General features: G+C 64.4%; 19 protein-coding genes. 14 read left to right on the top strand and 5 right to left on the bottom strand.

Annotation, left to right across the window (positions count from 1 at the left end; translation table 11 throughout):
• Positions 1–26: 26 nt before the first annotated feature.
• The 3 genes from LB572_RS08665 to erpA form a co-directional block, all read right to left on the bottom strand.
• Positions 27–320: a hypothetical protein gene (locus tag LB572_RS08665; protein ID WP_140807781.1), complete on the bottom strand. Its 294-nt coding sequence runs from the start codon at positions 318–320 to the stop codon at positions 27–29.
• 63 nt (positions 321–383) lie between these two features.
• On the bottom strand, positions 384–1,178 hold the full coding sequence (gene xth, locus LB572_RS08660; protein ID WP_224667431.1) for an exodeoxyribonuclease III: 795 nt from the start codon (positions 1,176–1,178) through the stop codon (positions 384–386).
• A 153-nt stretch (positions 1,179–1,331) separates the two neighbouring features.
• Positions 1,332–1,679, bottom strand: a complete 348-nt coding sequence (gene erpA / locus LB572_RS08655; RefSeq protein WP_140807779.1) for an iron-sulfur cluster insertion protein ErpA — start codon at positions 1,677–1,679, stop codon at positions 1,332–1,334.
• A 70-nt stretch (positions 1,680–1,749) separates the two neighbouring features.
• Between erpA and LB572_RS08650 the strand changes: the two genes are divergently transcribed.
• The 12 genes from LB572_RS08650 (at position 1,750) to LB572_RS08595 (ending at position 16,025) form a co-directional block, all read left to right on the top strand.
• Entirely contained in the window at positions 1,750–2,979 is a 1,230-nt protein-coding gene (locus tag LB572_RS08650; RefSeq protein ID WP_224667430.1) for a deoxyguanosinetriphosphate triphosphohydrolase, read from the top strand.
• Between the two features lie 61 nt (positions 2,980–3,040).
• Positions 3,041–4,798: an arginine--tRNA ligase gene (argS, locus tag LB572_RS08645; protein ID WP_140807777.1), complete on the top strand. Its 1,758-nt coding sequence runs from the start codon at positions 3,041–3,043 to the stop codon at positions 4,796–4,798.
• A gap of 103 nt (positions 4,799–4,901) precedes the next feature.
• On the top strand, positions 4,902–8,357 hold the full coding sequence (locus tag LB572_RS08640; protein ID WP_224667429.1) for an SPOR domain-containing protein: 3,456 nt from the start codon (positions 4,902–4,904) through the stop codon (positions 8,355–8,357).
• A 131-nt stretch (positions 8,358–8,488) separates the two neighbouring features.
• Positions 8,489–9,508, top strand: a complete 1,020-nt coding sequence (gene nagZ / locus LB572_RS08635; protein ID WP_224667428.1) for a beta-N-acetylhexosaminidase — start codon at positions 8,489–8,491, stop codon at positions 9,506–9,508.
• A gap of 62 nt (positions 9,509–9,570) precedes the next feature.
• Positions 9,571–10,371, top strand: a complete 801-nt coding sequence (locus LB572_RS08630; protein ID WP_140807783.1) for a segregation and condensation protein A — start codon at positions 9,571–9,573, stop codon at positions 10,369–10,371.
• On the top strand, positions 10,368–11,123 hold the full coding sequence (gene scpB / locus LB572_RS08625; RefSeq protein WP_140807774.1) for an SMC-Scp complex subunit ScpB: 756 nt from the start codon (positions 10,368–10,370) through the stop codon (positions 11,121–11,123). Before LB572_RS08630 ends, scpB begins: the two co-directional genes overlap by 4 nt.
• A 179-nt stretch (positions 11,124–11,302) precedes the next feature.
• Positions 11,303–11,524 carry a twin-arginine translocase TatA/TatE family subunit gene (locus tag LB572_RS08620; RefSeq protein ID WP_140807773.1) on the top strand — a complete coding sequence of 74 codons (222 nt, stop codon included), beginning with the start codon at positions 11,303–11,305 and terminating at the stop codon, positions 11,522–11,524.
• Between the two features lie 83 nt (positions 11,525–11,607).
• Entirely contained in the window at positions 11,608–12,321 is a 714-nt protein-coding gene (gene tatB, locus LB572_RS08615) for a Sec-independent protein translocase protein TatB (RefSeq protein WP_224667427.1), read from the top strand.
• Positions 12,318–13,187 carry a twin-arginine translocase subunit TatC gene (gene tatC / locus LB572_RS08610; protein ID WP_140807771.1) on the top strand — a complete coding sequence of 290 codons (870 nt, stop codon included), beginning with the start codon at positions 12,318–12,320 and terminating at the stop codon, positions 13,185–13,187. The genes tatB and tatC overlap by 4 nt, the downstream gene beginning before the upstream one ends.
• Positions 13,188–13,290: 103 nt before the next feature.
• Positions 13,291–14,595 carry a serine--tRNA ligase gene (gene serS / locus LB572_RS08605; protein ID WP_224667426.1) on the top strand — a complete coding sequence of 435 codons (1,305 nt, stop codon included), beginning with the start codon at positions 13,291–13,293 and terminating at the stop codon, positions 14,593–14,595.
• A 4-nt stretch (positions 14,596–14,599) separates the two neighbouring features.
• Positions 14,600–15,358 carry a 5'/3'-nucleotidase SurE gene (gene surE / locus LB572_RS08600; protein ID WP_224667425.1) on the top strand — a complete coding sequence of 253 codons (759 nt, stop codon included), beginning with the start codon at positions 14,600–14,602 and terminating at the stop codon, positions 15,356–15,358.
• Positions 15,359–15,371: 13 nt separating this feature from the next.
• Positions 15,372–16,025 (top strand): protein-L-isoaspartate(D-aspartate) O-methyltransferase, encoded by a 654-nt coding sequence (locus tag LB572_RS08595; protein ID WP_140807769.1) that lies wholly within the window; start codon positions 15,372–15,374, stop codon positions 16,023–16,025.
• Between the two features lie 6 nt (positions 16,026–16,031).
• On the opposite strand, the gene LB572_RS08590 is transcribed toward LB572_RS08595, so the two are convergent.
• Positions 16,032–16,739: an outer membrane protein gene (locus LB572_RS08590; protein ID WP_224667424.1), complete on the bottom strand. Its 708-nt coding sequence runs from the start codon at positions 16,737–16,739 to the stop codon at positions 16,032–16,034.
• 380 nt (positions 16,740–17,119) lie between these two features.
• On the opposite strand from LB572_RS08590, the gene LB572_RS08585 reads away from it, so the two are divergent.
• Positions 17,120–18,646, top strand: a complete 1,527-nt coding sequence (locus LB572_RS08585; protein ID WP_224667423.1) for a peptidoglycan DD-metalloendopeptidase family protein — start codon at positions 17,120–17,122, stop codon at positions 18,644–18,646.
• Between the two features lie 102 nt (positions 18,647–18,748).
• Here LB572_RS08585 and LB572_RS08580 read toward each other — a convergent pair whose 3' ends face one another.
• Entirely contained in the window at positions 18,749–19,621 is an 873-nt protein-coding gene (locus LB572_RS08580) for an ATP-binding protein (protein WP_140807766.1), read from the bottom strand.
• Between the two features lie 267 nt (positions 19,622–19,888).
• On the opposite strand from LB572_RS08580, the gene yajC reads away from it, so the two are divergent.
• Positions 19,889–20,227: a preprotein translocase subunit YajC gene (yajC, locus tag LB572_RS08575; protein ID WP_095765024.1), complete on the top strand. Its 339-nt coding sequence runs from the start codon at positions 19,889–19,891 to the stop codon at positions 20,225–20,227.
• Positions 20,228–20,237: the final 10 nt, after the last annotated feature.

Below are 20,237 nucleotides of genomic sequence, written 5' to 3'. Positions count from 1 at the left end.
GGCGGGAAAATTCAAAAAGATGCCAGTCAGTTCTCGGTCGGCTCCGTCGGCGCCGGGCCGGGCGTCGGGGTCGAGATCGACGTCGGGTGCGGCTTTGGCGCTTCCCCCGGACATTCGTCCTTGATCCTGGTCCAGGACGTGTTGTTGAGGACCATATCGCAACGGGCGAGGTGGCTTTCGCCGTCCAGCGTCAGGCACGCCGTCTGGCCGACATTGAAGGAGTTGCCGTTGGCAAGACAGGTTGGCGCCGCCAGCGATGACGTCGGCGCGGCAAGCGCCAAAGCAAGGCCGAGCGGCCAGATAAGATAACGGATCGCCATTCAACCCCCACAGCAATCCGTATCAAAGACCGGATTTGTGGCGATATCTGGTCCAGAAACGTCTCAGGCCGGCTGCAGGCTGAGCTCGATCGCGACCGGCACGTGGTCGGAAGGTTTTTCCCAGGCGCGGACGTGCTTTTCCACCGAGGCCGACGAGAAACGGTTGGCGGCTTCCGGCGAGAGCAGCAGGTGGTCGATGCGGATGCCGTTGTTCTTCTGCCAGGCGCCAGCCTGATAATCCCAGAAGGTGTAGACGCCGGCCGAGTCGGTCACCGTACGCACCGCCTCGGTGAAGCCGAGATTCTTCAGCCGGCGGAAGGCTTGCCTTGTCTGCGGCTGGAACAGGGCGTCGCCCAGCCAGTTTTCGGGAAACCGGGCATCGGCGGGTTCGGGGATGACGTTATAGTCGCCGGCCAGCACCAGTGCCTCTTCGAGGCGCAACCGCTCCTGCGCCCAGCGCTCCAGCCGCGCCATCCAGGCCAGCTTATAGGGAAATTTCCGCTCATCGTCGATCGGGTTGCCGTTAGGCAGATAGAGCGAGACGACGCGCAGGGCGCCCTGGTCGGTGGAAAAGACGCCTTCGATGAAGCGGGCATGGTCGTCCGCGTCGTCGCCCGGCAAGCCGCGGTTGACCTCGTCGAAAGGAAGCTTCGACAGGATCGCGACGCCGTTGAAGCTCTTCTGGCCGTTGGTCTCGACATTATAGCCCAGCGCCTCGATCTCGGCGCGCGGGAACTGCTCATCTACCGTCTTGATCTCCTGCAGGCAGACGATGTCGGGCGCGCTCTCGGTCAGCCAGTGGGTGAGGTTGCCGATGCGGGCGCGAACGCCGTTGATGTTCCAGGTGACGATCTTCATGCAGGCCTCGATGCGGTTCGGACGGAAGGCGGTTCGACGAAGCGGATCGTATTGCCTGCGCGGGTCTTTAGAAAGGCCGTCCGGTCGCATTCCTGCCAATAGCCATGCGCTATCCGGTTCGCACCGATTAGAGGTTTGCGAAGTTTCGGTCGGTCAGATGGAGAAGCTCGTGCCGCAGCCGCAGGAGGCGACCGCGTTGGGATTCCTGATCTGGAAGGACTGGCCCATCAAATCGTCGACGAAGTCGATCACCGAGCCGCCCATATAGACCAGCGACAGGTCGTCGATCAGGACGGTCGCGCCATCCTTCTCGATGGCGACGTCGTCGTCGTTGCGCGTCTCGACCAAATCGAATTTGTAGGAAAAGCCGGAGCAGCCGCCGCCTTCGACGGAAACGCGCAAGGCCGTCTTGCCCGGTTCGCCGGCCACGATCCTGGCGATCCGCTTTGCCGCGGCGTCGGTCATTTCGACCTTCATGGCAGTCTTGGCATCCGCGCCCATAGGCGTCACCTTGCTTTCGGTTTCACATGATAGGTATGAAGCGGGCAGGCCTGAGTCAACTGGTGGGTCAATGGACGAGCGGCAGGGCAAGGATGCGCTCAGCGACATCGGATTCGGCTATCGGCCGCGCGCCGCCTATGCGAGCGACCCGGCGCGCTCGCGCGGGCGCCTGTTCGACGAGCCCGAAAGCCCGACGCGCACGCCGTTCCAGCGCGATCGCGACCGCATCATCCACTCCACCGCCTTCCGCCGGCTGAAGCACAAGACCCAGGTCTTCGTCGCGCATGAGGGCGACCATTTCCGTACGCGGCTGACGCATTCGATCGAGGTGGCGCAGATCGCCCGCGCGCTGGCGCGGGCATTGCGTGGCGACGAGGATCTCGCCGAGGCGGTCGCCCTGGTGCATGATTTCGGCCACACGCCCTTCGGCCACACAGGCGAGGATGCGCTCAACGAGAAGATGGCCGCCTGGGGCGGCTTCGATCACAACGCGCAGTCGCTGCGCGTGGTCACGCGGCTGGAGCGGCGCTATGCCGAATTCGACGGGCTGAACCTCACCTGGGAAACGCTGGAGGGGCTCGTCAAGCACAACGGCCCGTTGACCGACGCGAGCGGGAAGGGGCTCAAGGGTACGGTGCCGCAAGCGATCCGCGACTACTCGGAACTGCACGATCTCGAGCTCGATCGCTTCGCCGGCATCGAGGCGCAGTGCGCCGCGATCGCCGACGACATCGCCTACAACACCCATGACATCGACGACGGCCTGCGCGCCGGCCTGCTGACGCTGGACATGCTGCAAGGCGTAGGCCTGCCGGGCTCGATCCTGAGGGGCGTGCGCGCCAAATATCCTCAGCTGGACGATGTCCGCACCGGACACGAGCTGATGCGCCGGCAGATCACGCTGATGGTCGAGGATGTCATCGCATCGACCGCTGCCAATATCGAGCGTCTGAAACCGGAAAGCGCCGATGCGGTGCGCGCAGCCGGCGAGACCCTGGTGACGTTTTCAGCCGACATGGCTGCGGCCGAAAAAGAATTGAAGGCTTTCCTCTACAAGCATCTCTACCGGCACCCGGAAGTGATGCGGGTGCGAGCCGAGGCCGAGCGGATCGTGCGCGAGCTGTTCGACGTCTATTTCGCCGATCCGCGCGCCATGCCGGATGGCTGGCGCGAGGGGCTCGACCGGGCCGAGGATCGCATCAAGGCGCGCAGCGTCGCCGACTTCCTGGCCGGCATGACTGACACCTATGCGCTCAAGGAACATCGGCGTCTGTTTGACCATACGCCCGATTTGAGCTAGGGCGAGCCTCGATTTTGCCGGCCATCGAGCCGGTTGCCTCTTAAAGCCCAGAGCACTTCCAATGAATATCTTCGCCGATTTCAACGCGCGGATCGTAAAGGCCGTCGAAGCCCTTGATCTCAAGGACAAGGAGGGGGCCGCGCTCGACTTGTCGCGTATCGCGGTCGAGCCGCCGCGCGATGCAAGCCACGGCGACCTCGCCACCAATGCGGCGATGGTGCTGGCCAAGCCCACCGGACAGAACCCGCGCGCGCTTGCCGAAAAACTCGCGGAAGCGCTGCGGAGCGACGCTGATATTGCCTCGGCCGAGATCGCCGGGCCGGGGTTCGTCAATCTCAGGCTCAAGGACGCGTTCTGGCATGCGCATCTGGCGGCGTTGCTCGGCGAGGGGCGCAACTATGGCCGTTCGACCATCGGCGGCGGCCGCAAGGCCAATGTCGAATATGTCTCGGCCAACCCGACCGGCCCCATGCATGTCGGCCATTGCCGCGGCGCCGTCGTCGGCGACGCCTTGGCCAATCTGATGGCCTTCGCCGGCTACGACGTGACCAAGGAATATGTCATCAACGACGCCGGTTCGCAGATCGACGTGCTCGGCCGCTCGGCGTTCCTGCGCTATCGCGAGGCGCTCGGCGACGACATCGGCGAGATCCCGTCCGGTCTCTATCCGGGCGACTACCTGGTTCCCGTCGGCCAGGCGCTGGCCAAGGAATTCGGCCGCGGCCTGCTGCAAATGCCGGAAGATGAAGCGCTGGCGATCGTCAAGGACCGCACCGTCGATGCGATGATGGCGATGATCCGCGAGGATCTGGCGCTGCTCAACGTGCATCACGACGTGTTCTTCTCGGAGCGCACGCTGCATGCCGACAACGCCAAGAAGATCCGGGCGGCGATTGCCGACCTGACGCTGAAGGGGCACATCTACAAGGGCAAGCTGCCGCCGCCCAAGGGCGAGAAGCCGGATGACTGGGAAGATCGCGAGCAGACGCTGTTCCGGTCGACCGCTGTCGGCGACGACATGGATCGGGCGCTGGTCAAGTCCGACGGCTCGTTCACCTATTTCGCCGCCGATGTCGCCTATCTGAAGGACAAGGTCGGGCGCGGCTTCGTCGACCTGATCTATGTGCTCGGCGCCGACCACGGCGGCTACGTGAAGCGGCTGGAAGCGCTGGCGCGGGCAGTTGCCGGCGACAAGGTCAAGCTGACGGTGCTGCTTTGCCAGCTGGTCAAACTGTTCCGCGACGGCGAGCCGGTCAGGATGTCGAAACGGTCGGGCGATTTCATCACTTTGCGCGAAGTGGTGGAGGAGGTCGGCCGCGACCCGATCCGCTTCATGATGCTTTACCGCAAGAACGACGCGCCGCTCGATTTCGACTTCGCCAAGGTGACGGAGCAGTCGAAGGACAATCCGGTGTTTTACGTGCAGTACGCCTCGGCGCGCTGCCATTCCGTCTTCAGGCAGGCGAGCGAGCAGCTCGGCGAGGCGAATTTCGACCGCAACCGGCTCGCGGCTTCCGTGGCTGCGCTGACCGACGAAGGCGAAATCGCGCTGATCCGGAAGCTGGCCGAATATCCGCGGCTGATCGAATCCGCCGCGCTTTCGCTGGAGCCGCACCGGCTGGCTTTCTACCTCTATGACCTGGCTTCCGGCTTCCATGCACAGTGGAATCGCGGCCACGACAACCAGGACTTACGTTTTGTTAAGGTTAACGACCGAGAATCGACCTATGCCAGACTAGGGCTGGTGCAGGCTGTTTCGGATGTTTTGACCTCCGGCCTGACGCTGATCGGGGCAGACGCGCCCACGGAAATGCGTTAGGTTTAACTAAAAAACCTGTCACCTTTTGCCCACATTGCGCTGGTAAGGGCCAACCCTGCGCGACGTCCATGGCGTCCGACTGTGTGCGAGTTCGGGAACAATAATGGCAGACAGAACCCCGCTGAAAGTAGCCGACCACAACGATATCGCCGCCGATGATCCGTTCGCGGAACTGACCCGGATCATGGGTTTCGACCCGCGCCAGCCGGTGAGGCAGCCGGCTCCCGCGGTCGAGAAGGCCATGCCGGCCAATCAGGCCGTGGAGGAGGGCGATTTCGACATCGACCTCGAGAAGGAGTTGATGGGCGAGTTCGACTCCGTCGAGGAAAGCGAGCCGGTCGCTCAGCGGGCTGCCATACACCAGATCAGCCATGAGCCGGCCTTCGAGGCCGCCAGCGTCGCCGCAAACGACGATGAGCTCACCGCTTCCTTCGAGCAGGATTTCGTGTTCGACGACGCGGCGGATCATGCCGACTTCGCAATGGCCCGTGCGTCGGAGCCGGATTTTGCGCCGGAGCCGGATTTCGCCCCAGCGCCGCATGTCGAGCCGGAGCCAGAACTGGCGCCAGAGGTGCATTTTGCACCCGAGCCGCATTTCGCGCCGGAGCCGCAAGAAGCTCCTGAGCCGGAAGTCGCTTTCGACGATGATTTCGACAAGGCGGTCGCCACTTCGCTCGATGTGTCGCCGCTCGAGGATGAGCTTCCGATCGATCAAGAAATGGCGGCTTCGCTGGACCAGGATTTCCAGCTCGACCATCATGAACCCGCCAACCTCGACTATCACGAGCCGGCTGACGCCCGTCAGGGTGCCGTCGAAGCCATGCAGGCAGCGAGCGAAGGGGCGTTCGACGCCGATTTCGACAACGCGGTCCAGATGTCGCTCGAAGACGAACTGTCGTTCGAGAGCCACGAGCCGGAGCAACACGCGCAGGCCGCCGAGCCGGCCGAAACTCAAGCGGCTGCTCCGCTGATTTCCGAGGACGATTTTGCCGGTCATTTCGACCAGGCGATAAGCGATGCCGATATGAATCTCGGCCAGGATCAGGACTTTCAGGAGCCGGAGCTGTCGCTTGACGACGAGCCGGCGCCGATGGTCGAGGTGCCGGTGGAGGCAGCCCATTTTGCCGCTGAGCCAGAACCCGTCGCGCCCGATCCTTCCGCTGCGCTGACGCTCGATGACGATTTCGAGCTGAGCTTTCGCGATGCGCTGAACGAGGAGCCGCAAGCTCCGGCCGTCGAGCCCGCCGCCGTGTTGCGGCCGGTCGTCGCCGAGCCGGTTCCGGTCGTTGCTGCTCCGGTGCCACCGGTCGCGGCTGTGGAACCGGCAAAGCCGGCTGCCAGCGAGCGTAGCCTGGAAGACGAGCTCAATGCGCTGCTCGGCGCCATGGCCGCGCGGCCGATGCCGGCGGTCAAGGAGCCTGCTCCCGCGCCACGGCTGGTTGCGGAACCCGAGAGCCACACGAGCGGGAAGGCGGCAGCCGACGATCTCGACTGGGATATCGACGAGCATCAGCCGGTGCAGAACGGGCAGGGCGTTCAGCCGGTCGACAGCGACCTGGACGACCTGCTCGCCAACGAGCTCGACCGTCAGGATTTTGCTGCCCCGGCCAAGACCGAGCCTTCCAGGGCCCAACCGGGCGTTGATTTCGACGACGACGCCTTCGGCGCCGCTTTCGCCCGGAGCATCGAGGCCGAGCAGGAGGCCGCGGCCAGGGCGAGCTCGACCCACGCCGAGTCGGCAAGGTCTTGGAGTCGTTCGACCCCAACCGCCGCGCCGGCGGTGCAAGCTTCGTTCGCCGCGCAGCCGGCGCCCTCGGCGCCGGTGCAGATGGCTGCGCCTTCAGCGCCAGCGCAGATGGCGGCGCCTGCCTACCGCAGCGAACCGGCCATGGATTATGCCGCCTACGCCAAGCCGGCGCAGTCGCCGGTGTCTCCGCCGCAGCCCCCCCAGCATGACGACGTGCCGGATGTCGAGACGGTGGATGTGCCGGAGCGCGTCGTCGCGCTCGCGGATGACCTCGACATTCCGGAGCTGAGCTTCGAGGAGGATCAGCCGGCGGCACCCGCTTACGACGATCTCGATGCGGAATTCGCCAGCCTGCTCACCGATATGAACGCGACGGAGATCGCGTCGGCGCCCACGCAGAACCGGGGTTATGACGACGAATCCTACAATGCCGGCTTCAATGGCTACGACCGTCGCGACTTGCGTGCCGAGGCTCCGGCGGCTCCGGTGGCCCCGGCTTCGTTTGCCGCCGCGAACGATTACGACGTCGACGACCTGCCCGGCAGCCGGCCGGTTTCGCAGGCGGACGATTTCACCACCGATGAGCTCGACTATGATCCCGAGCTCGAAGAAGCGATGGCGATCCCCGGGCTTGCCGAGCGCGAGGCGGCGCAGCCGCGCCGGCGCAGCATGACGATCGCGGCGCTCGTCGGCGCCGTGGTGGTTCTCGGCGGCCTCGGCGCGCTGGCCTTCTCCTTCGGCGGGAAGGGCGGCAGCGAGGCCCCGGTGATCGTCAAGGCCGATAATTCGCCGATCAAGGTGAAGCCTGAAAATCCGGGCGGCGCGGTGGTGCCGAACCAGGACAACAAGGTTTATGACGCGGTGGCCAAGGGCGGCGGCGCGGCCAAGCCCAACGAGCCGGTGCAGCAGAAGCTGGTGAACACCACCGAACAGCCCGTGGACCTGGCCTCGAAGGAACCGCCGCAGAGCCGCGTGGTCGATCTTTCGCCCAACGACAACGACGCCGCGGCCGGCGCTGACGCCGCCGACGATCCAGCCACGACGTTGCCCGGCGTCGCGCAAGCGGCTGTGCCTGAAAGCGCGCAGCCTGCCGCGCCGGCAAGCACGCAGCCGGCAGCACCGGCGCCCAAGTCGGAGGACCGCATCGCCCAGGTGCTGCAGCAGGATGCCGACAACACCGGCAGCAACGATGTCGTCGCCGTCGCGCCGCGCAAGGTGAAGACCATGATGGTGAAGCCTGACGGCTCGCTGGTGCCGCGTGAGGATCCGGCCCTGGCCGTGTCGAAGGTCGCCGCGGCTGAGCCGAGCGATCCGGCGCCGCAGCATGTCGCGCCGACCTCCGACGGCCAGCAGACGGGAACCGTATCTTCCGATACGGACCAGGCCGATGCGCAGACCCCAAAGCCGGTGAAACCCGCGAAGAAGGCCGAAGCCAAGGCGCAGTCGACCAACACGCCGGCAACGGTGCCGGTGGCGCCGGCGCGTCCGTCCGACCAGCCGGTCGACATCGTCGGCGAGGTCAAGCCGGACCAGGTCGCTTCCATCGATCCGGCGGCGGCTGCCAGCGGCGGCTCGTGGTCGATGCAGATCGCCTCGCAGCCGACGGTTGAAAGCGCGCAGTCGACCTATCAGGATCTGCAGCGCCGCTATGGCAGCGTGCTCTCGGGCCGCACGGCCAACATCGTCAAGGCCGAGGTCGCGGGCAAGGGCACCTTCTACCGCGTCCGCGTCCCGGCCCAGTCGCGCAACGATGCGATCAACCTTTGCACCAGCTACAAGGCGGCCGGCGGCAATTGCTTCGTATCGCGCTAACCCGCTTAACCTTTCAAGCCGGCGCCGCCGAAAGGCCGCGCCGGCTTTTCGTTGTGGACGGTTGTGGGCTTTGGCCGGTCGGAGGGCAGGGGTGATTCCCTTTGCCCGCCCAAAGCCTTAAGCTTCCGTGCATGAGCGAATCAAAATCCATGATCCTCGGCTGCGCCGGGAAATCCCTCACCGAAGACGAAATCCGCTTCTATCGCGATGAATGTCCCTGGGGTTTCATCCTGTTTGCGCGCAATATCGGCGATGCCGGGCAGATCCGCGACCTTGTCGCCTCGATGCGCGACAGCGTCGGCCGGCCGGACGCTCCGATCTTCATCGACCAGGAAGGCGGCCGGGTGCAGCGGCTGCGCCCGCCGCTGGCGCCGAACTACCCGGCTGGCGGCGCGCTTGGCGCATTGTGGCGCGAAAACAAGGAAGCAGGCCGCCGCGCCGCCTGGCTGATGGCGCGGCTGCATGCCTTCGATCTCGCCCGCCTGGGCATAACGGCCGACTGCCTGCCGGTGCTCGACGTTCCGGTCGAGGGCGCCAGCGACGTCATCGGCGCGCGCGCCTATGGCAAGGAGCCCAACGCCGCGATTGAGCTTGGCCGGGCTTCTGCCGAGGGGCTGATGTCGGGCGGCGTGCTGCCGGTGATGAAGCATATTCCCGGCCACGGCCGCGCCTTTGCCGACACGCATTTCGCGCTGCCGACCGTCGATACGCCGCTCGATGAGCTCCGCCGGCATGATTTCGCCCCGTTCATGGCGCTCAGAGAACTGCCGATGGCGATGACGGCGCATGTCGTCTACAGCGCCGTCGATCCCGACAACCCTGCGACGACGTCCGCCAAGGTCGTCAGTCAGGTGATCCGCGGCGAGATCGGCTTCGACGGGCTGCTGATGAGCGACGACACCTCGATGAAGGCACTTTCTGGGGATTTCCCGACAAAGGCGGCCTCGATCCTTGCGGCCGGCTGCGATCTCGTCCTTCACTGCAACGGCGTTTTCGAGGAGATGTCGGGGATCGCGTCGCGCACGACGGCGCTGTCAGGCAAGTCCTTGCAACGCGCGGAGCGGGCGCTGACCTATATAAGGAACCGCGACGTCGCCGACGAAACGGCGATACGCGCAGAATTTGCCACCTATTTCGAAGCGGTGGCCTGAACCGAAGGGACGAAAGGCAAGTGGCGGAGACATTGGAAGGCAAGGCCGCGAAGGCCGCACCGATGGACCGTCTGTGGGCCGAGAACGACGATTCACGCCTGACCGGCGACCCGTCGCTGGTCGTCGACGTGGCGGGTTTCGAAGGCCCGCTCGATCTTCTCTTGCATCTTGCACGGAACCAGAAGGTCGATCTGGCGCGCATTTCGATCCTGGCGCTCGCCGAGCAATATCTGGCCTTCATTGAGAAGGTGCGGGCGCTGAGGCTCGAGCTTGCCGCCGACTATCTGGTGATGGCGGCGTGGCTCGCCTTCCTGAAATCGAAGCTCTTGATCCCGAAGCAGCCGGGCGAAGAGGGCGAAAGCGGCGAGGAACTGGCGGCGGTGCTGCAATTCCGGCTGAAGCGGCTGGAAGCCATGCGCGACGCCGCGGCGCGTCTGGTCAACCGCAATCGTCTCGGCCGTGATGTCTTTTCGCGCGGCATGCCGGAAATGGTGATCATCGAGAAGCGCAACAGCTTTTCGGCCTCGCTTTACGATCTGCTCACCGCCTATGCGCAGCAGCGCCAGAAGCAGGCCATCAACAGTGTGACGATCGCTAGGCGCGCCGTATGGTCGCTGAAGGATGCGCGCGAGGTGTTGGCACGCCTGATCGGCTCGGTCGGCGACTGGACGGCGCTCGACAGCTTCCTGATCGAATATCTGGCGACGCCGGAAGAGAAGCGCACGGCAATGGCCAGTTCCTTCGCGGCGACGCTTGAGATGGTGCGCGAGGGCAAACTGGAGGTGCGGCAGGAACAGGTGTTCGCGCCGATCTATCTGCGCGGCCGCGCGCAAGGGGTAAGGGCAGTCGAGGTGGTATCATGAGCGAACGCGCCAACGCTTCGGTCATCCCGTTCAAGGTCGAGGACGAGCCGGAAGACGATATGGCCGAGCAGGGTTCCATCGAAAACCCAGCCGAGCGGCTGCAATTGTCGGAAGCCGTGCGCATGGCCGAGGCGATCGTTTTCGCCAGCACCGAGCCGGTCAGCGAAAAGCAGCTTGCCGCGCGCCTGCCGGAAGGCGTCAACATCGCCGCTGCGATGGCGGATCTGCAGGAAATCTATGCCAAGCGCGGCGTCAACCTTGTGCGGGTCGGCGATGCCTGGGCTTTCCGCACCGCGGGCGACCTGGCTTTCCTGATGAGCCGGGACTCCGTCCAGCAGAGAAAGCTGTCGCGCGCGGCCCTCGAAGTGCTGGCGATCATCGCCTATCACCAGCCGGTAACGCGCGCCGAGATCGAGGACATCAGAGGCGTCGAAACGTCCAAAGGCACGCTCGACACGCTGCTCGAGACGGAGTGGGTCAGGATGCGCGGCCGCCGCCGCACGCCTGGGCGGCCGGTGACCTACGGCACGACCGACGCGTTCCTCGACCATTTCGCGCTGGAGGAGATCCGCGATCTGCCGGGCATGGAAGAATTGAAGGGCGCTGGCCTGCTCTCGACGCGCATGCCGGCCAATTTCTCGATGCCGGTGCCGCCGGCCGATCCGGATGCGCTCGCCGAGGACGAGGACGCGCTTACCGATATCGACCTCGAGGAGCTCGGGCTGCTGACGCCGCGCGTCACGGAAGAGTGAGCGCGAAACCGGCGCGGATGGTCTATTAGCAAGGCCTGCGCGGATTCGTAGCAAGGCGCTCGCGCCGAAAGTGCGTGACATCCGCTAGCCATTTTATCAACTTCATTGCGGTTGTGTTTGAATCCCCGAGCGAAAACGCATAGATCATCGCCAGGGAAAACATTCGAGAGAGATTAGCAATGGGTTCATTTTCGATTTGGCACTGGATGATCGTGCTGGTCATCGTGCTTCTGGTGTTCGGCCGCGGCAAGATCCCGGAACTGATGGGCGACATGGCCAAGGGCATCAAGAGCTTCAAGAAGGGCATGGCTGACGACGACACCGCCGACGACAAGCGTACCGTCGAGCATCGTGCCGACGAGACTGTTTCGCCGGCCAAGGAAAAGGTCAGCAAGAGCTGATCCCGGTTGTTGGTTTGAGCATGCCGTTGTCCCAAAACCGCTTCGCGCGTTTGAGCGGCAGGCACCCGTCGGAATAGATTGCCATGTTCGAAGTCGGTTGGAGCGAGCTGCTGGTGATCGCGGTCGTCATGATCGTGGTCGTCGGGCCTAAGGATTTGCCCAACATGCTGCGCACCTTCGGTCGCACCGCGGCGAAATTGCGCGCCATGGCCGGCGATTTCCAGAAGCAATTCAACGAAGCGCTGAAGGAAGCCGAACTCGACGACGTGAAGAGTTCGATCGACAGTCTTCGCGGCCTCAATCCGATGAACGAGGTGCGCAAGCAGCTCAATCCGTTCGAGCAGGCTGCGGCCGATGTGCGCGCCGGCGTCGATACGATGATGAAGCCCAAGCCGGCCGCCGATCCGGCCGCGCCGGCAGCGGAAACGCCGCAGGCCGCCGAGCCGTTGAAGAACGGCGCCACGGATATGCCCGGCGCCAGCGGAACCGAGGCCACGCCGGCAGCGCCGATCTTCCCCGCCATGACCGACGCCTCCGTCACGGAATCGGTTTCAGAGGCCCCCGCAGCGGCCAAGCCCGCGAAAAAGGCCACGACCCCCAAGGCCAGCGTCGCGGCGAATACGGCAGCGGCGTCAAAGGTGTCGGCGACGAAGGCACCGGACGCAAAAGCGCCGGCTAAAGCCGCAGCGACTGCCGGAAAGGCCGCGCCCAAGGCCGAGGCAAAGCCCGCCACGGCGAAGAAGCCGGCCGCCAAGAAGACAACTGACGGCAAGAAGACGGCGGGAGCCGCCAAGTGAGCGTTTCGGACAAGGAAAAGGAAGAAATCGAGAAATCGTCCGCGCCGCTGATCGAGCATCTCATCGAACTGCGCCGCCGGCTGATCTGGTCGCTGGGCGGCTTTTTCGTCGCCTTCCTCGTCTGCTTCTTCTTCGCCAAGCGCCTGTTCAACCTTCTGGTCATCCCGTTCAAATGGGCGACGCAATGGGCAGGGCTCGACCCGCACAAGGTCGAGCTCATCTATACCGCGCCGCAGGAGTTCTTCTTCACCCAGGTGAAGCTCGCCATGTTTGGCGGCATGGTGATCGCCTTCCCGCTGATCGCCACGCAGATCTACAAGTTCATCGCGCCTGGGCTCTACAAGAACGAGCGCAGCGCCTTCCTGCCGTTCCTGATCGCTTCGCCGATCCTGTTCCTGATGGGTGCCTCGCTGGTCTATTTCTTCTTCACCCCGATGGTGATGTGGTTCTTCCTGGCCATGCAGCAGACCGGCACCAACGACCAGGTGCAGATATCGCTGCTGCCGAAGGTGTCGGAATATCTCAGCCTGATCATGACGCTGATCTTCTCCTTCGGCCTGGTGTTCCAGCTGCCGGTGGTGACCAGCCTTTTAACGCGTGTCGGCATATTGTCGTCGCAGGCGCTGGCCGAGAAGCGCAAATGGGCGATCGTCCTTTCCTTCGTGGTTGCCGCGGTGCTGACGCCGCCGGATCCGATGAGCCAGTGCGGCCTCGCCATCCCGACCATCATTCTCTACGAGGTGGCCATCTGGTCGTCGCGCATGATCGAGCGCAGCCAGGCGCGCGACCGCCTGGCGCGCGAGCAGCAGCAAGAGGCGGAGAGTAGCTCGGTTTCGAGCAACACACCGGACGCCTCCTCGACCTAGCCAGCCATTCGAGCCGGGAAAATCGCGGCGGTCGGCTCGGCCGCCGTCTTGCATCGATGACGGATGCGGTTTACGCCCTCGATCCTTACCTTGAGGATCGACCATGCTTGACATCAAATGGATTCGCGACAACCCGAAGGCCCTTGTCGAGGCGCTGGTGAAGCGCTCGTGGTCGGCGGGCGAGGCGCAGTCCACGGTCGACGATCTGGTCGCGAAGGACGAGGCGCGGCGCGAGCATCTGACCGAGTTGCAGGTCAAGCAGGAGCGCCGCAACGCCGCCTCGAAGGAGATCGGCAATGCGATGCGTTCGGGCGATGCGGCACTTGCCGAGAAGCTTAAGGGCGAAGTCAGCGACATCAAGGCGTTCATCCAGGACGGCGAGGCGCGCGAGCGCGAGCTCGACAAGGCGCTGAACGACGCGCTCGCGGTGCTGCCCAATGTGCCGCTGGAGGACGTGCCGGTCGGCAAGGACGAGCACGATAATGTCGTCAAGCGCATCGTTGGCGAGGTGCCGACGCGCCCGAACTGGGTGAAGGAGCATTTCGAGATCGGCGAAGCGCTCGGCATGATGGATTTCGAGCGCGCGGCGAAACTGTCCGGCGCCCGCTTCACCGTGCTGAAGAGCCAGCTGGCGCGGCTGGAGCGCGCGCTCGGCCAGTTCATGATCGACCTGCACACCACCGAGCACGGCTATGAAGAGATCATCCCGCCTCTGATGGTGCGCGACGAGGTGCTGTTCGGCACCAACCAGCTGCCGAAATTCGAGCTCGACCTGTTCTTCACGCCGCATGGCGACGGTCGTCTCGGTTTGATCCCCACGGCGGAAGTGCCGCTGACCAACCTGGTGCGCGAGGAGATCACCGCGCATGAAAAGCTGCCGCTGCGCTACACGGCGCTGACACCATGCTTCCGCTCGGAAGCGGGCTCGGCCGGCCGCGACACGCGCGGCATGCTGCGCCAGCACCAGTTCTACAAGGTCGAGCTGGTCTCGATCACCGACCAGGAGAACTCGATCAAAGAACATGAGCGCATGACGGAGTGCGCCGAGGCCGTTTTGAAAAAACTGGACCTGCCGTTCCGCACGATGACGCTCTGCACCGGCGACATGGGTTTCGGCGCGCGCAAGACCTACGACATCGAGGTCTGGCTGCCGGGGCAGAACGCCTATCGCGAAATCTCGTCCTGCTCGGTCTGCGGCGATTTCCAGGCCAGGCGCATGGATGCTCGCTACAAGGACAAGGACGGCAAGGGCAATCGCTTCGTCCATACGTTGAACGGCTCGGGCACCGCGGTCGGCCGCGCTCTCATAGCCGTCATCGAAAACTACCAGAATGAGGATGGCGGCGTAACCATTCCTGAAGTGCTGCGGCCTTACATGGGTGGTCTCGCCAAGATCGAAGCGAAGTGACTCGATGCGCATTCTCCTGACCAATGACGACGGCATCCACGCCGAAGGGCTGGCGTCGCTCGAACGCATCGCGCGAGCGCTGTCGGACGATGTCTGGGTGGTGGCGCCCGAGCAGGACCAGTCCGGCTACGCGCATTCGCTGTCGATCTCGGAGCCGCTCAGGCTGCGCAAGATCGGCGAGAAGCATTACGCCGTGCGCGGCACGCCGACCGACTGCGTCATCATGGGCACGAAGAAGATTCTGCCCGGACCGCCGGACCTGATCCTGTCCGGCGTCAATTCCGGCGCCAACATCGCCGACGACGTCACCTATTCCGGCACCGTGGCGGGCGCCATGGAAGGCGCGCTGCTCGGCGTGCGCTCCATCGCGGTGAGCCAGGCCTATTCCTATGTCGGCGAGGACCGCGTCGTTCCCTACGAGACGACCGAGGCGCTGGCACCGGCGCTGCTCAAGCGGCTGGTGGAAACGCCGCTGCCGGAAGGCGTGCTGCTCAACGTCAATTTCCCGAACTGCGCTCCCGACGAGGTGGAGGGCACCGTCGTCACCTCGCAGGGCAAGCTGGTGCATAGCCTGTGGGTCGACGAGCGGCGCGACGGGCGCGGCCTGCCTTACTACTGGCTGCGCTTCGGCCGCGAGCCGGTCGAGGGCAAAAAGGGCACGGACCTTTATGCGATGCGCAACCGGCTGGTGTCGGTGACGCCGCTGCAGCTCGACCTTACCGCCCATGAACTCCGCGACCAACTGACCAAGGCGTTGTCATGAATAAGGTTTTGGCATGAACACGGCTATCGACGACCGCGAGGGGTTTGCCGCTTTCCTGCTCAGGCTGCGGGGCAGGGGCACGGCGCCGAAGGCGCTGGTCGCGGCCTTCGAGGCGACGCCGCGGCGTGGTTTCCTGTCGGCCCAGTTCCACCCGATCGCATGGTCGGACGGCATGTTGCCGATCGAGTGCGGCGAAGCGATCGAGGGCGCCGATCTGCAGGCTGCGGTGATTGCCGCGCTCCACATCGAGCCGGGCAACCGCGTGCTCGAGATCGGCACCGGCTCGGGCTACACGGCCGCGGTCATGTCGAGGCTCGCGGCGCGCGTCATCACCATCGACCGCTACAAGACGCTCACCGAGCAGGCCAAGCAGCGTTTCGAGGCGCTCGCCATCAGCAACGTCATCGTCCGCCAGGCCGACGGTTCCAACGGCCTGCCCAATGAAGGGCCGTTCGACCGCATCGTCGCCTGGGCGGCTTTCGACAACCTGCCGCGCTTCCTGCTCGACCAGCTGTCGAGCGGCGGCGTCGTCATCGCGCCGATCGGCCCGGAGGAAGGCGAGCAGGTGCTGGCCAAGCTCACCAAGGTCGGCAGCCGCTTCGAGCGCGAGGACATCGGCATGGTCAGGCTGCAGCCGATCCTGCGCAGCGTCGCCGCGGTGATCTAGCTTTTCTCAACCGTTCCAGCGGAAGTTCAGCCGCAAGCCGACTAGGTCGACGTCCTGGCTGATGCGATCCGTGCCGAACGGGAAGGGCAGCCCGACGGTTGCGAAAGTAGTGGTTTTGTCGGGCATGAACAGGTGATCGTATTCGATTGCGAGTGACCAATTCGGGGCGAAGCCGTATTCAAGGCCCGCGCCCAGCACGCCACCCCACCGGGTCTGATCGCCGGTCTTGCCAGCAGGGATGTCTGGAGGAAAGAGGACCTCAAAACGGTCGTGAGTCACGGCCGCACCGCCCTTGACGTAAAAGAGTGCGTTATCGACGCTGTATCCCACCTGGGCCGTCAGCAATCCAAACCAGTCGACGCGGGAACGATCTATAAAAGGGGGAATGAATTCGCTGACATTGGAACCCTTTAGATCGGCCCAGTTACCTTGCGCTTCGAGCCCGAACACCCAGTCGTTGCGCTGCCAGCGATAGCCAAGCTGTGCGCCGACGGTGCCGCCGGTGGCATTGTGACAGCCCTCGTTGAAAGACAGGCCGGCAAGTTGAGCGTCCCAGCATGAGTGGCTCGATCCCCAGCCGCCATTGGCGCCGATGTAGAAACCGCTCCAGTCGTAGCTCGCGGCAACGGGTGTTTCGGTGAGATCGGCGGCGGATACGGGCGCAGTCGCGCCCAAAGCAGCGGCAAACGCCGCGGCGGTGAGAAAACATTTCATTGAAGGACCCTCCCAAGTTCCCTGACGGTATCGGAACTCGCCCCGGAAATCCCGTTACCTGGAAGCAACACCCGGGAATATTTGAATCCAAACTATACTTGGATAGGAAACTGCGGCGTCCGGACCGATCACTTCGATGTTCGGCGATTGAACTTTGTTCCCGGCCTGCAATGAAGCGAAGCCCGCGGTCCCGAGAACCAGCCGCGAATGCGCCGGAAAGCCGGGATGTCCGCGTCGCCGTCGCCCGGATTTTGGCCGCGCCAAAATTTCCGCCAATGTTTTAAGAAAATTTTCGCCGGATTCTAATGGGTTAACCGGCCAGTAACATTAACGCGCTTTAATCATGGCCAGTTTGTACCGGGTCTGTGCGGGTTAGTGCGATGCAATTCAATCACTTGAAGGCAAACAGACGCAATCTGACGCGCGGTTGCGCTGTGCTGATGATTGCCGGCGCGGCGGCCGGGTGCAGTTCCCAGTCGATGCGCTTCAACGGTGTCGACGATGTCTTCACATCATCCACCAACAATCAGCGTGCCATCATCAACAAGCAGAATGTCGACCAGCCCTATCCGGGCGATACGGTCGCGCCTGCGCCGCTCGACGGCACCCACACCCAGTCGGTGAGCCGCTCCAGCCTCGAGCCGGTCACCGCCCAGCAACTGCCGCCTCCGTCGGCGCCGGCTGCGGCAAAGCCGATGCGTACCGCTTCGGCGCCCGCCCTCGCGCCGGCTCCTGCCCTCGCGCCTGCGCCGCATCTCGACAGGACGGCCACCGGCACGGTTGCCGCGGCCAAGCCGTTCAAGACCGCCGAGCCCGACGCCGTGCGCAATGCGAGCGCCGCGCCGCATGCGACGGAAATCGTGGTGCGCGACGGCGAGACGCTTTCGGGCCTTGCGGCGCATTACCATGTGCCGGCCGATGCCATCGCCAAGGTCAACGGGATCGATCCGAAGAAGGGCATCCGCAGCGGTCAGAAGATCGTCATCCCCGCCTATGCCTATTCGAGCAAGGCGGAGCCGAAGGTCGCCGAAGGCAAGCCGACGAACACGCCGAAGCAGCCTGCTCCCGAAAAGGTCGCTGTGCTGCCGCAGCAACCCAAGGTCAAGGACGGCAAATCTGCCGCTCAGGTCGATGCGTCGGCCGCGGCCGCAGGTTCCAAGAACCCGAAGCCCGCGCCCCAAATGGCCGAGGCCAAGCCGGCCGGCGCCGGCGGCACCTACACCGTGCAGCAGGGCGACACGTTGTCGTCGATCGCCAGGAAGACCGGTGTAGGCACCACGGCGCTGAAGCAGGCCAACGGCATGAAGGACGGCCTGCTCAAGATCGGCCAGACACTCAAGGTTCCGGCCGGCGGCACCGTTCAGGTGGCAGCCGCCAAGCCCGCCGCCGCCAAGCCTGGCGTCGATCCCGTGACGACCGCGACCACGACGCCGCCGGCGAAGACCACGCCGTCGCAAACGCTCGCCTCCTATACGCCGCCGAAGAAGGACGCCAAGGTCATCCAGCAGGCCGAGGACGACGATGCGGTGGCGCCCGACGCGACCGGCATCGGCAAGATGCGCTGGCCGGTGCGCGGCCGCGTGATCTCCGGCTTCGGTTCCGGCAAGGACGGCGTCGACATCGCGGTGCCGGAAGGAACGCCGATCAAGGCGGCCGAGAACGGCGTCGTCATCTATGCCGGCGACGGCCTCAAGGAGTTCGGCAACACCGTTCTGGTGCGGCACGAGAACGGCCTGGTGACCGTCTATGGCCATGCGAGCTCGATCGAGGTTCAGCGCGGCCAGAAGGTCAAGCGCGGCCAGGAGATCGCGCTGTCCGGCATGAGCGGCACGACCGACTCGCCCAAGCTGCACTTCGAAGTGCGCAAGAACTCGGCCCCGGTCGATCCGACCGGCTATCTCGAATAGAACAAGAACATTTGCGGGCCGCCTGACCTCCAGTCCGGCCCGCCGTCTTCAGCCCGCTCCGCAAGGGGCGGGCCCTTTTCAGTTGCGGGCGAGGGTGGCCGGTCAGTCCTTCAACGGCTTGCCAAGCCGGCCGGCGAGGTCCTGCGTGAACTGCCAGGCGACGCGGCCGGAACGGCTGCCGCGGGTGGTTGCCCATTCCAGCGCCTCGGCGCGCAGCTGCTCGGGATCGATCGTCAGGCCGTGATAGCGGACATAGCCGTCGATCATGTCGAGATATTCGTCCTGCGAGCATTTGTGGAAGCCGAGCCACAGGCCGAAGCGGTCGGAAAGCGAGACTTTCTCCTCCACCGCTTCCGAAGGGTTGATCGCGGTCGAGCGCTCATTGTCGATCATGTCGCGTGGCAGCAGGTGCCGCCTGTTGGATGTGGCGTAGAAGATGACGTTGGTGGGCCGGCCCTCGACGCCGCCTTCCAGCGCCGCCTTCAGTGACTTGTATGACGTATCGTCATGGTCGAAGGAGAGGTCGTCGCAAAACAGGATGAAGCGGTATAGAGCCGCCTTCAGGAGACCCATCAGCTTGGGCAGCGTGTCGATGTCCTCGCGGTGGATTTCGATCAGCTTCAGCGGCCGGTCGAGCTTGTCGGAGGCGTTGACGGTGGCGTGCACGGCCTTGACCAGGGAGGATTTGCCCATGCCGCGAGCGCCCCACAAGAGCACGTTGTTCGCCGCATAGCCGGACGCGAAGCGCTCGGTGTTGTCGAGCAGGATGTCGCGGACACGGTCGACGCCGCGGATCAGGCCGATGTCGACGCGGTTGACCTTGCGCACCGGTTCCAGAAAACCCGGATCCGCCTGCCACACGAAGCAGTCGGCGACGCCGAGGTCGGTCTGCGGAACCGGCGGCGGGGCGAGGCGGGAAACCGCCTCGATCAGGCGGTCGAGTTTCTTGTTCAAGGCATCCAGGCTGTCGGTCATGTCAGGTCTTTTTGTTGTGGCATGTCGAGATGTGGGAGCAGCTTCCATGGCGTCGCTGCTAGAACCAGGCCCAAGCTTTTGTTGGAGCATGATCTTTTCGGTGGCCTCGAAGCGGCTTCCGCTGCGACGCTCTAGCACGCCGCAAACGGCTGGAAAAGCAACGGATTTGTCCCGCAGCGGAGTTGCATTGGTAAGTTTACCGACTATATTCCGGCCAAATTTTCGCGGGGCCGCCCCGGCGGTATTTCACCATCCAGGAGTTTCTTGATGTTCGTTACACCGGCATACGCCCAGGGCGTCGGCGCCTCGCCAGACATGCTCATCTCGATTTTGCCGTTTGTCCTGATTTTCGTGATCATGTATTTTCTGATCATCCGGCCGCAGCGCGCGCAGCTGAAGAAGCGCCAGGAAATGCTGTCGGCGGTGCGCCGCGGCGACACGGTGGTGACCGGCGGCGGCTTCGTCGGCAAGGTAACCAAGGTGATCGACGACAATGAGCTGGAGATCGACCTTGGCGGCGGCACCAAAGTGACGGCGCTTCGCTCGACGATCTCGGACGTGCGCGTCAAGGGCGAGCCGGTGGCGAACCAGAACGCCAAGAAGTAAGCGAAATCCT

It is taken from the genome of Mesorhizobium sp. BH1-1-5 (genome assembly GCF_020165615.1).
Lineage (GTDB): Bacteria > Pseudomonadota > Alphaproteobacteria > Rhizobiales > Rhizobiaceae > Mesorhizobium.
Note: the sequence above shows the minus strand (reverse complement) of the source record. Positions and strands in the feature narration are given on the sequence as shown.

Excerpts from the sequence above, each read along its gene's own strand:
- yajC (WP_095765024.1), top strand. The coding sequence starts at position 19,889 with ATGTTCGTTACACCGGCATACGCCCAGGGCGTCGGCGCCTCGCCAGAC.
- LB572_RS08665 (WP_140807781.1), bottom strand. The coding sequence starts at position 320 with ATGGCGATCCGTTATCTTATCTGGCCGCTCGGCCTTGCTTTGGCGCTT.
- LB572_RS08585 (WP_224667423.1), top strand. The coding sequence starts at position 17,120 with ATGCAATTCAATCACTTGAAGGCAAACAGACGCAATCTGACGCGCGGT.
- surE (WP_224667425.1), top strand. The coding sequence starts at position 14,600 with ATGCGCATTCTCCTGACCAATGACGACGGCATCCACGCCGAAGGGCTG.
- argS (WP_140807777.1), top strand. The coding sequence starts at position 3,041 with ATGAATATCTTCGCCGATTTCAACGCGCGGATCGTAAAGGCCGTCGAA.
- LB572_RS08590 (WP_224667424.1), bottom strand. The coding sequence starts at position 16,739 with ATGAAATGTTTTCTCACCGCCGCGGCGTTTGCCGCTGCTTTGGGCGCG.
- nagZ (WP_224667428.1), top strand. The coding sequence starts at position 8,489 with ATGAGCGAATCAAAATCCATGATCCTCGGCTGCGCCGGGAAATCCCTC.
- scpB (WP_140807774.1), top strand. The coding sequence starts at position 10,368 with ATGAGCGAACGCGCCAACGCTTCGGTCATCCCGTTCAAGGTCGAGGAC.
- LB572_RS08620 (WP_140807773.1), top strand. The coding sequence starts at position 11,303 with ATGGGTTCATTTTCGATTTGGCACTGGATGATCGTGCTGGTCATCGTG.
- LB572_RS08580 (WP_140807766.1), bottom strand. The coding sequence starts at position 19,621 with ATGACCGACAGCCTGGATGCCTTGAACAAGAAACTCGACCGCCTGATC.
- tatB (WP_224667427.1), top strand. The coding sequence starts at position 11,608 with ATGTTCGAAGTCGGTTGGAGCGAGCTGCTGGTGATCGCGGTCGTCATG.
- LB572_RS08640 (WP_224667429.1), top strand. The coding sequence starts at position 4,902 with ATGGCAGACAGAACCCCGCTGAAAGTAGCCGACCACAACGATATCGCC.
- serS (WP_224667426.1), top strand. The coding sequence starts at position 13,291 with ATGCTTGACATCAAATGGATTCGCGACAACCCGAAGGCCCTTGTCGAG.
- LB572_RS08595 (WP_140807769.1), top strand. The coding sequence starts at position 15,372 with ATGAACACGGCTATCGACGACCGCGAGGGGTTTGCCGCTTTCCTGCTC.
- LB572_RS08650 (WP_224667430.1), top strand. The coding sequence starts at position 1,750 with ATGGACGAGCGGCAGGGCAAGGATGCGCTCAGCGACATCGGATTCGGC.
- LB572_RS08630 (WP_140807783.1), top strand. The coding sequence starts at position 9,571 with ATGGACCGTCTGTGGGCCGAGAACGACGATTCACGCCTGACCGGCGAC.
- erpA (WP_140807779.1), bottom strand. The coding sequence starts at position 1,679 with ATGGGCGCGGATGCCAAGACTGCCATGAAGGTCGAAATGACCGACGCC.
- xth (WP_224667431.1), bottom strand. The coding sequence starts at position 1,178 with ATGAAGATCGTCACCTGGAACATCAACGGCGTTCGCGCCCGCATCGGC.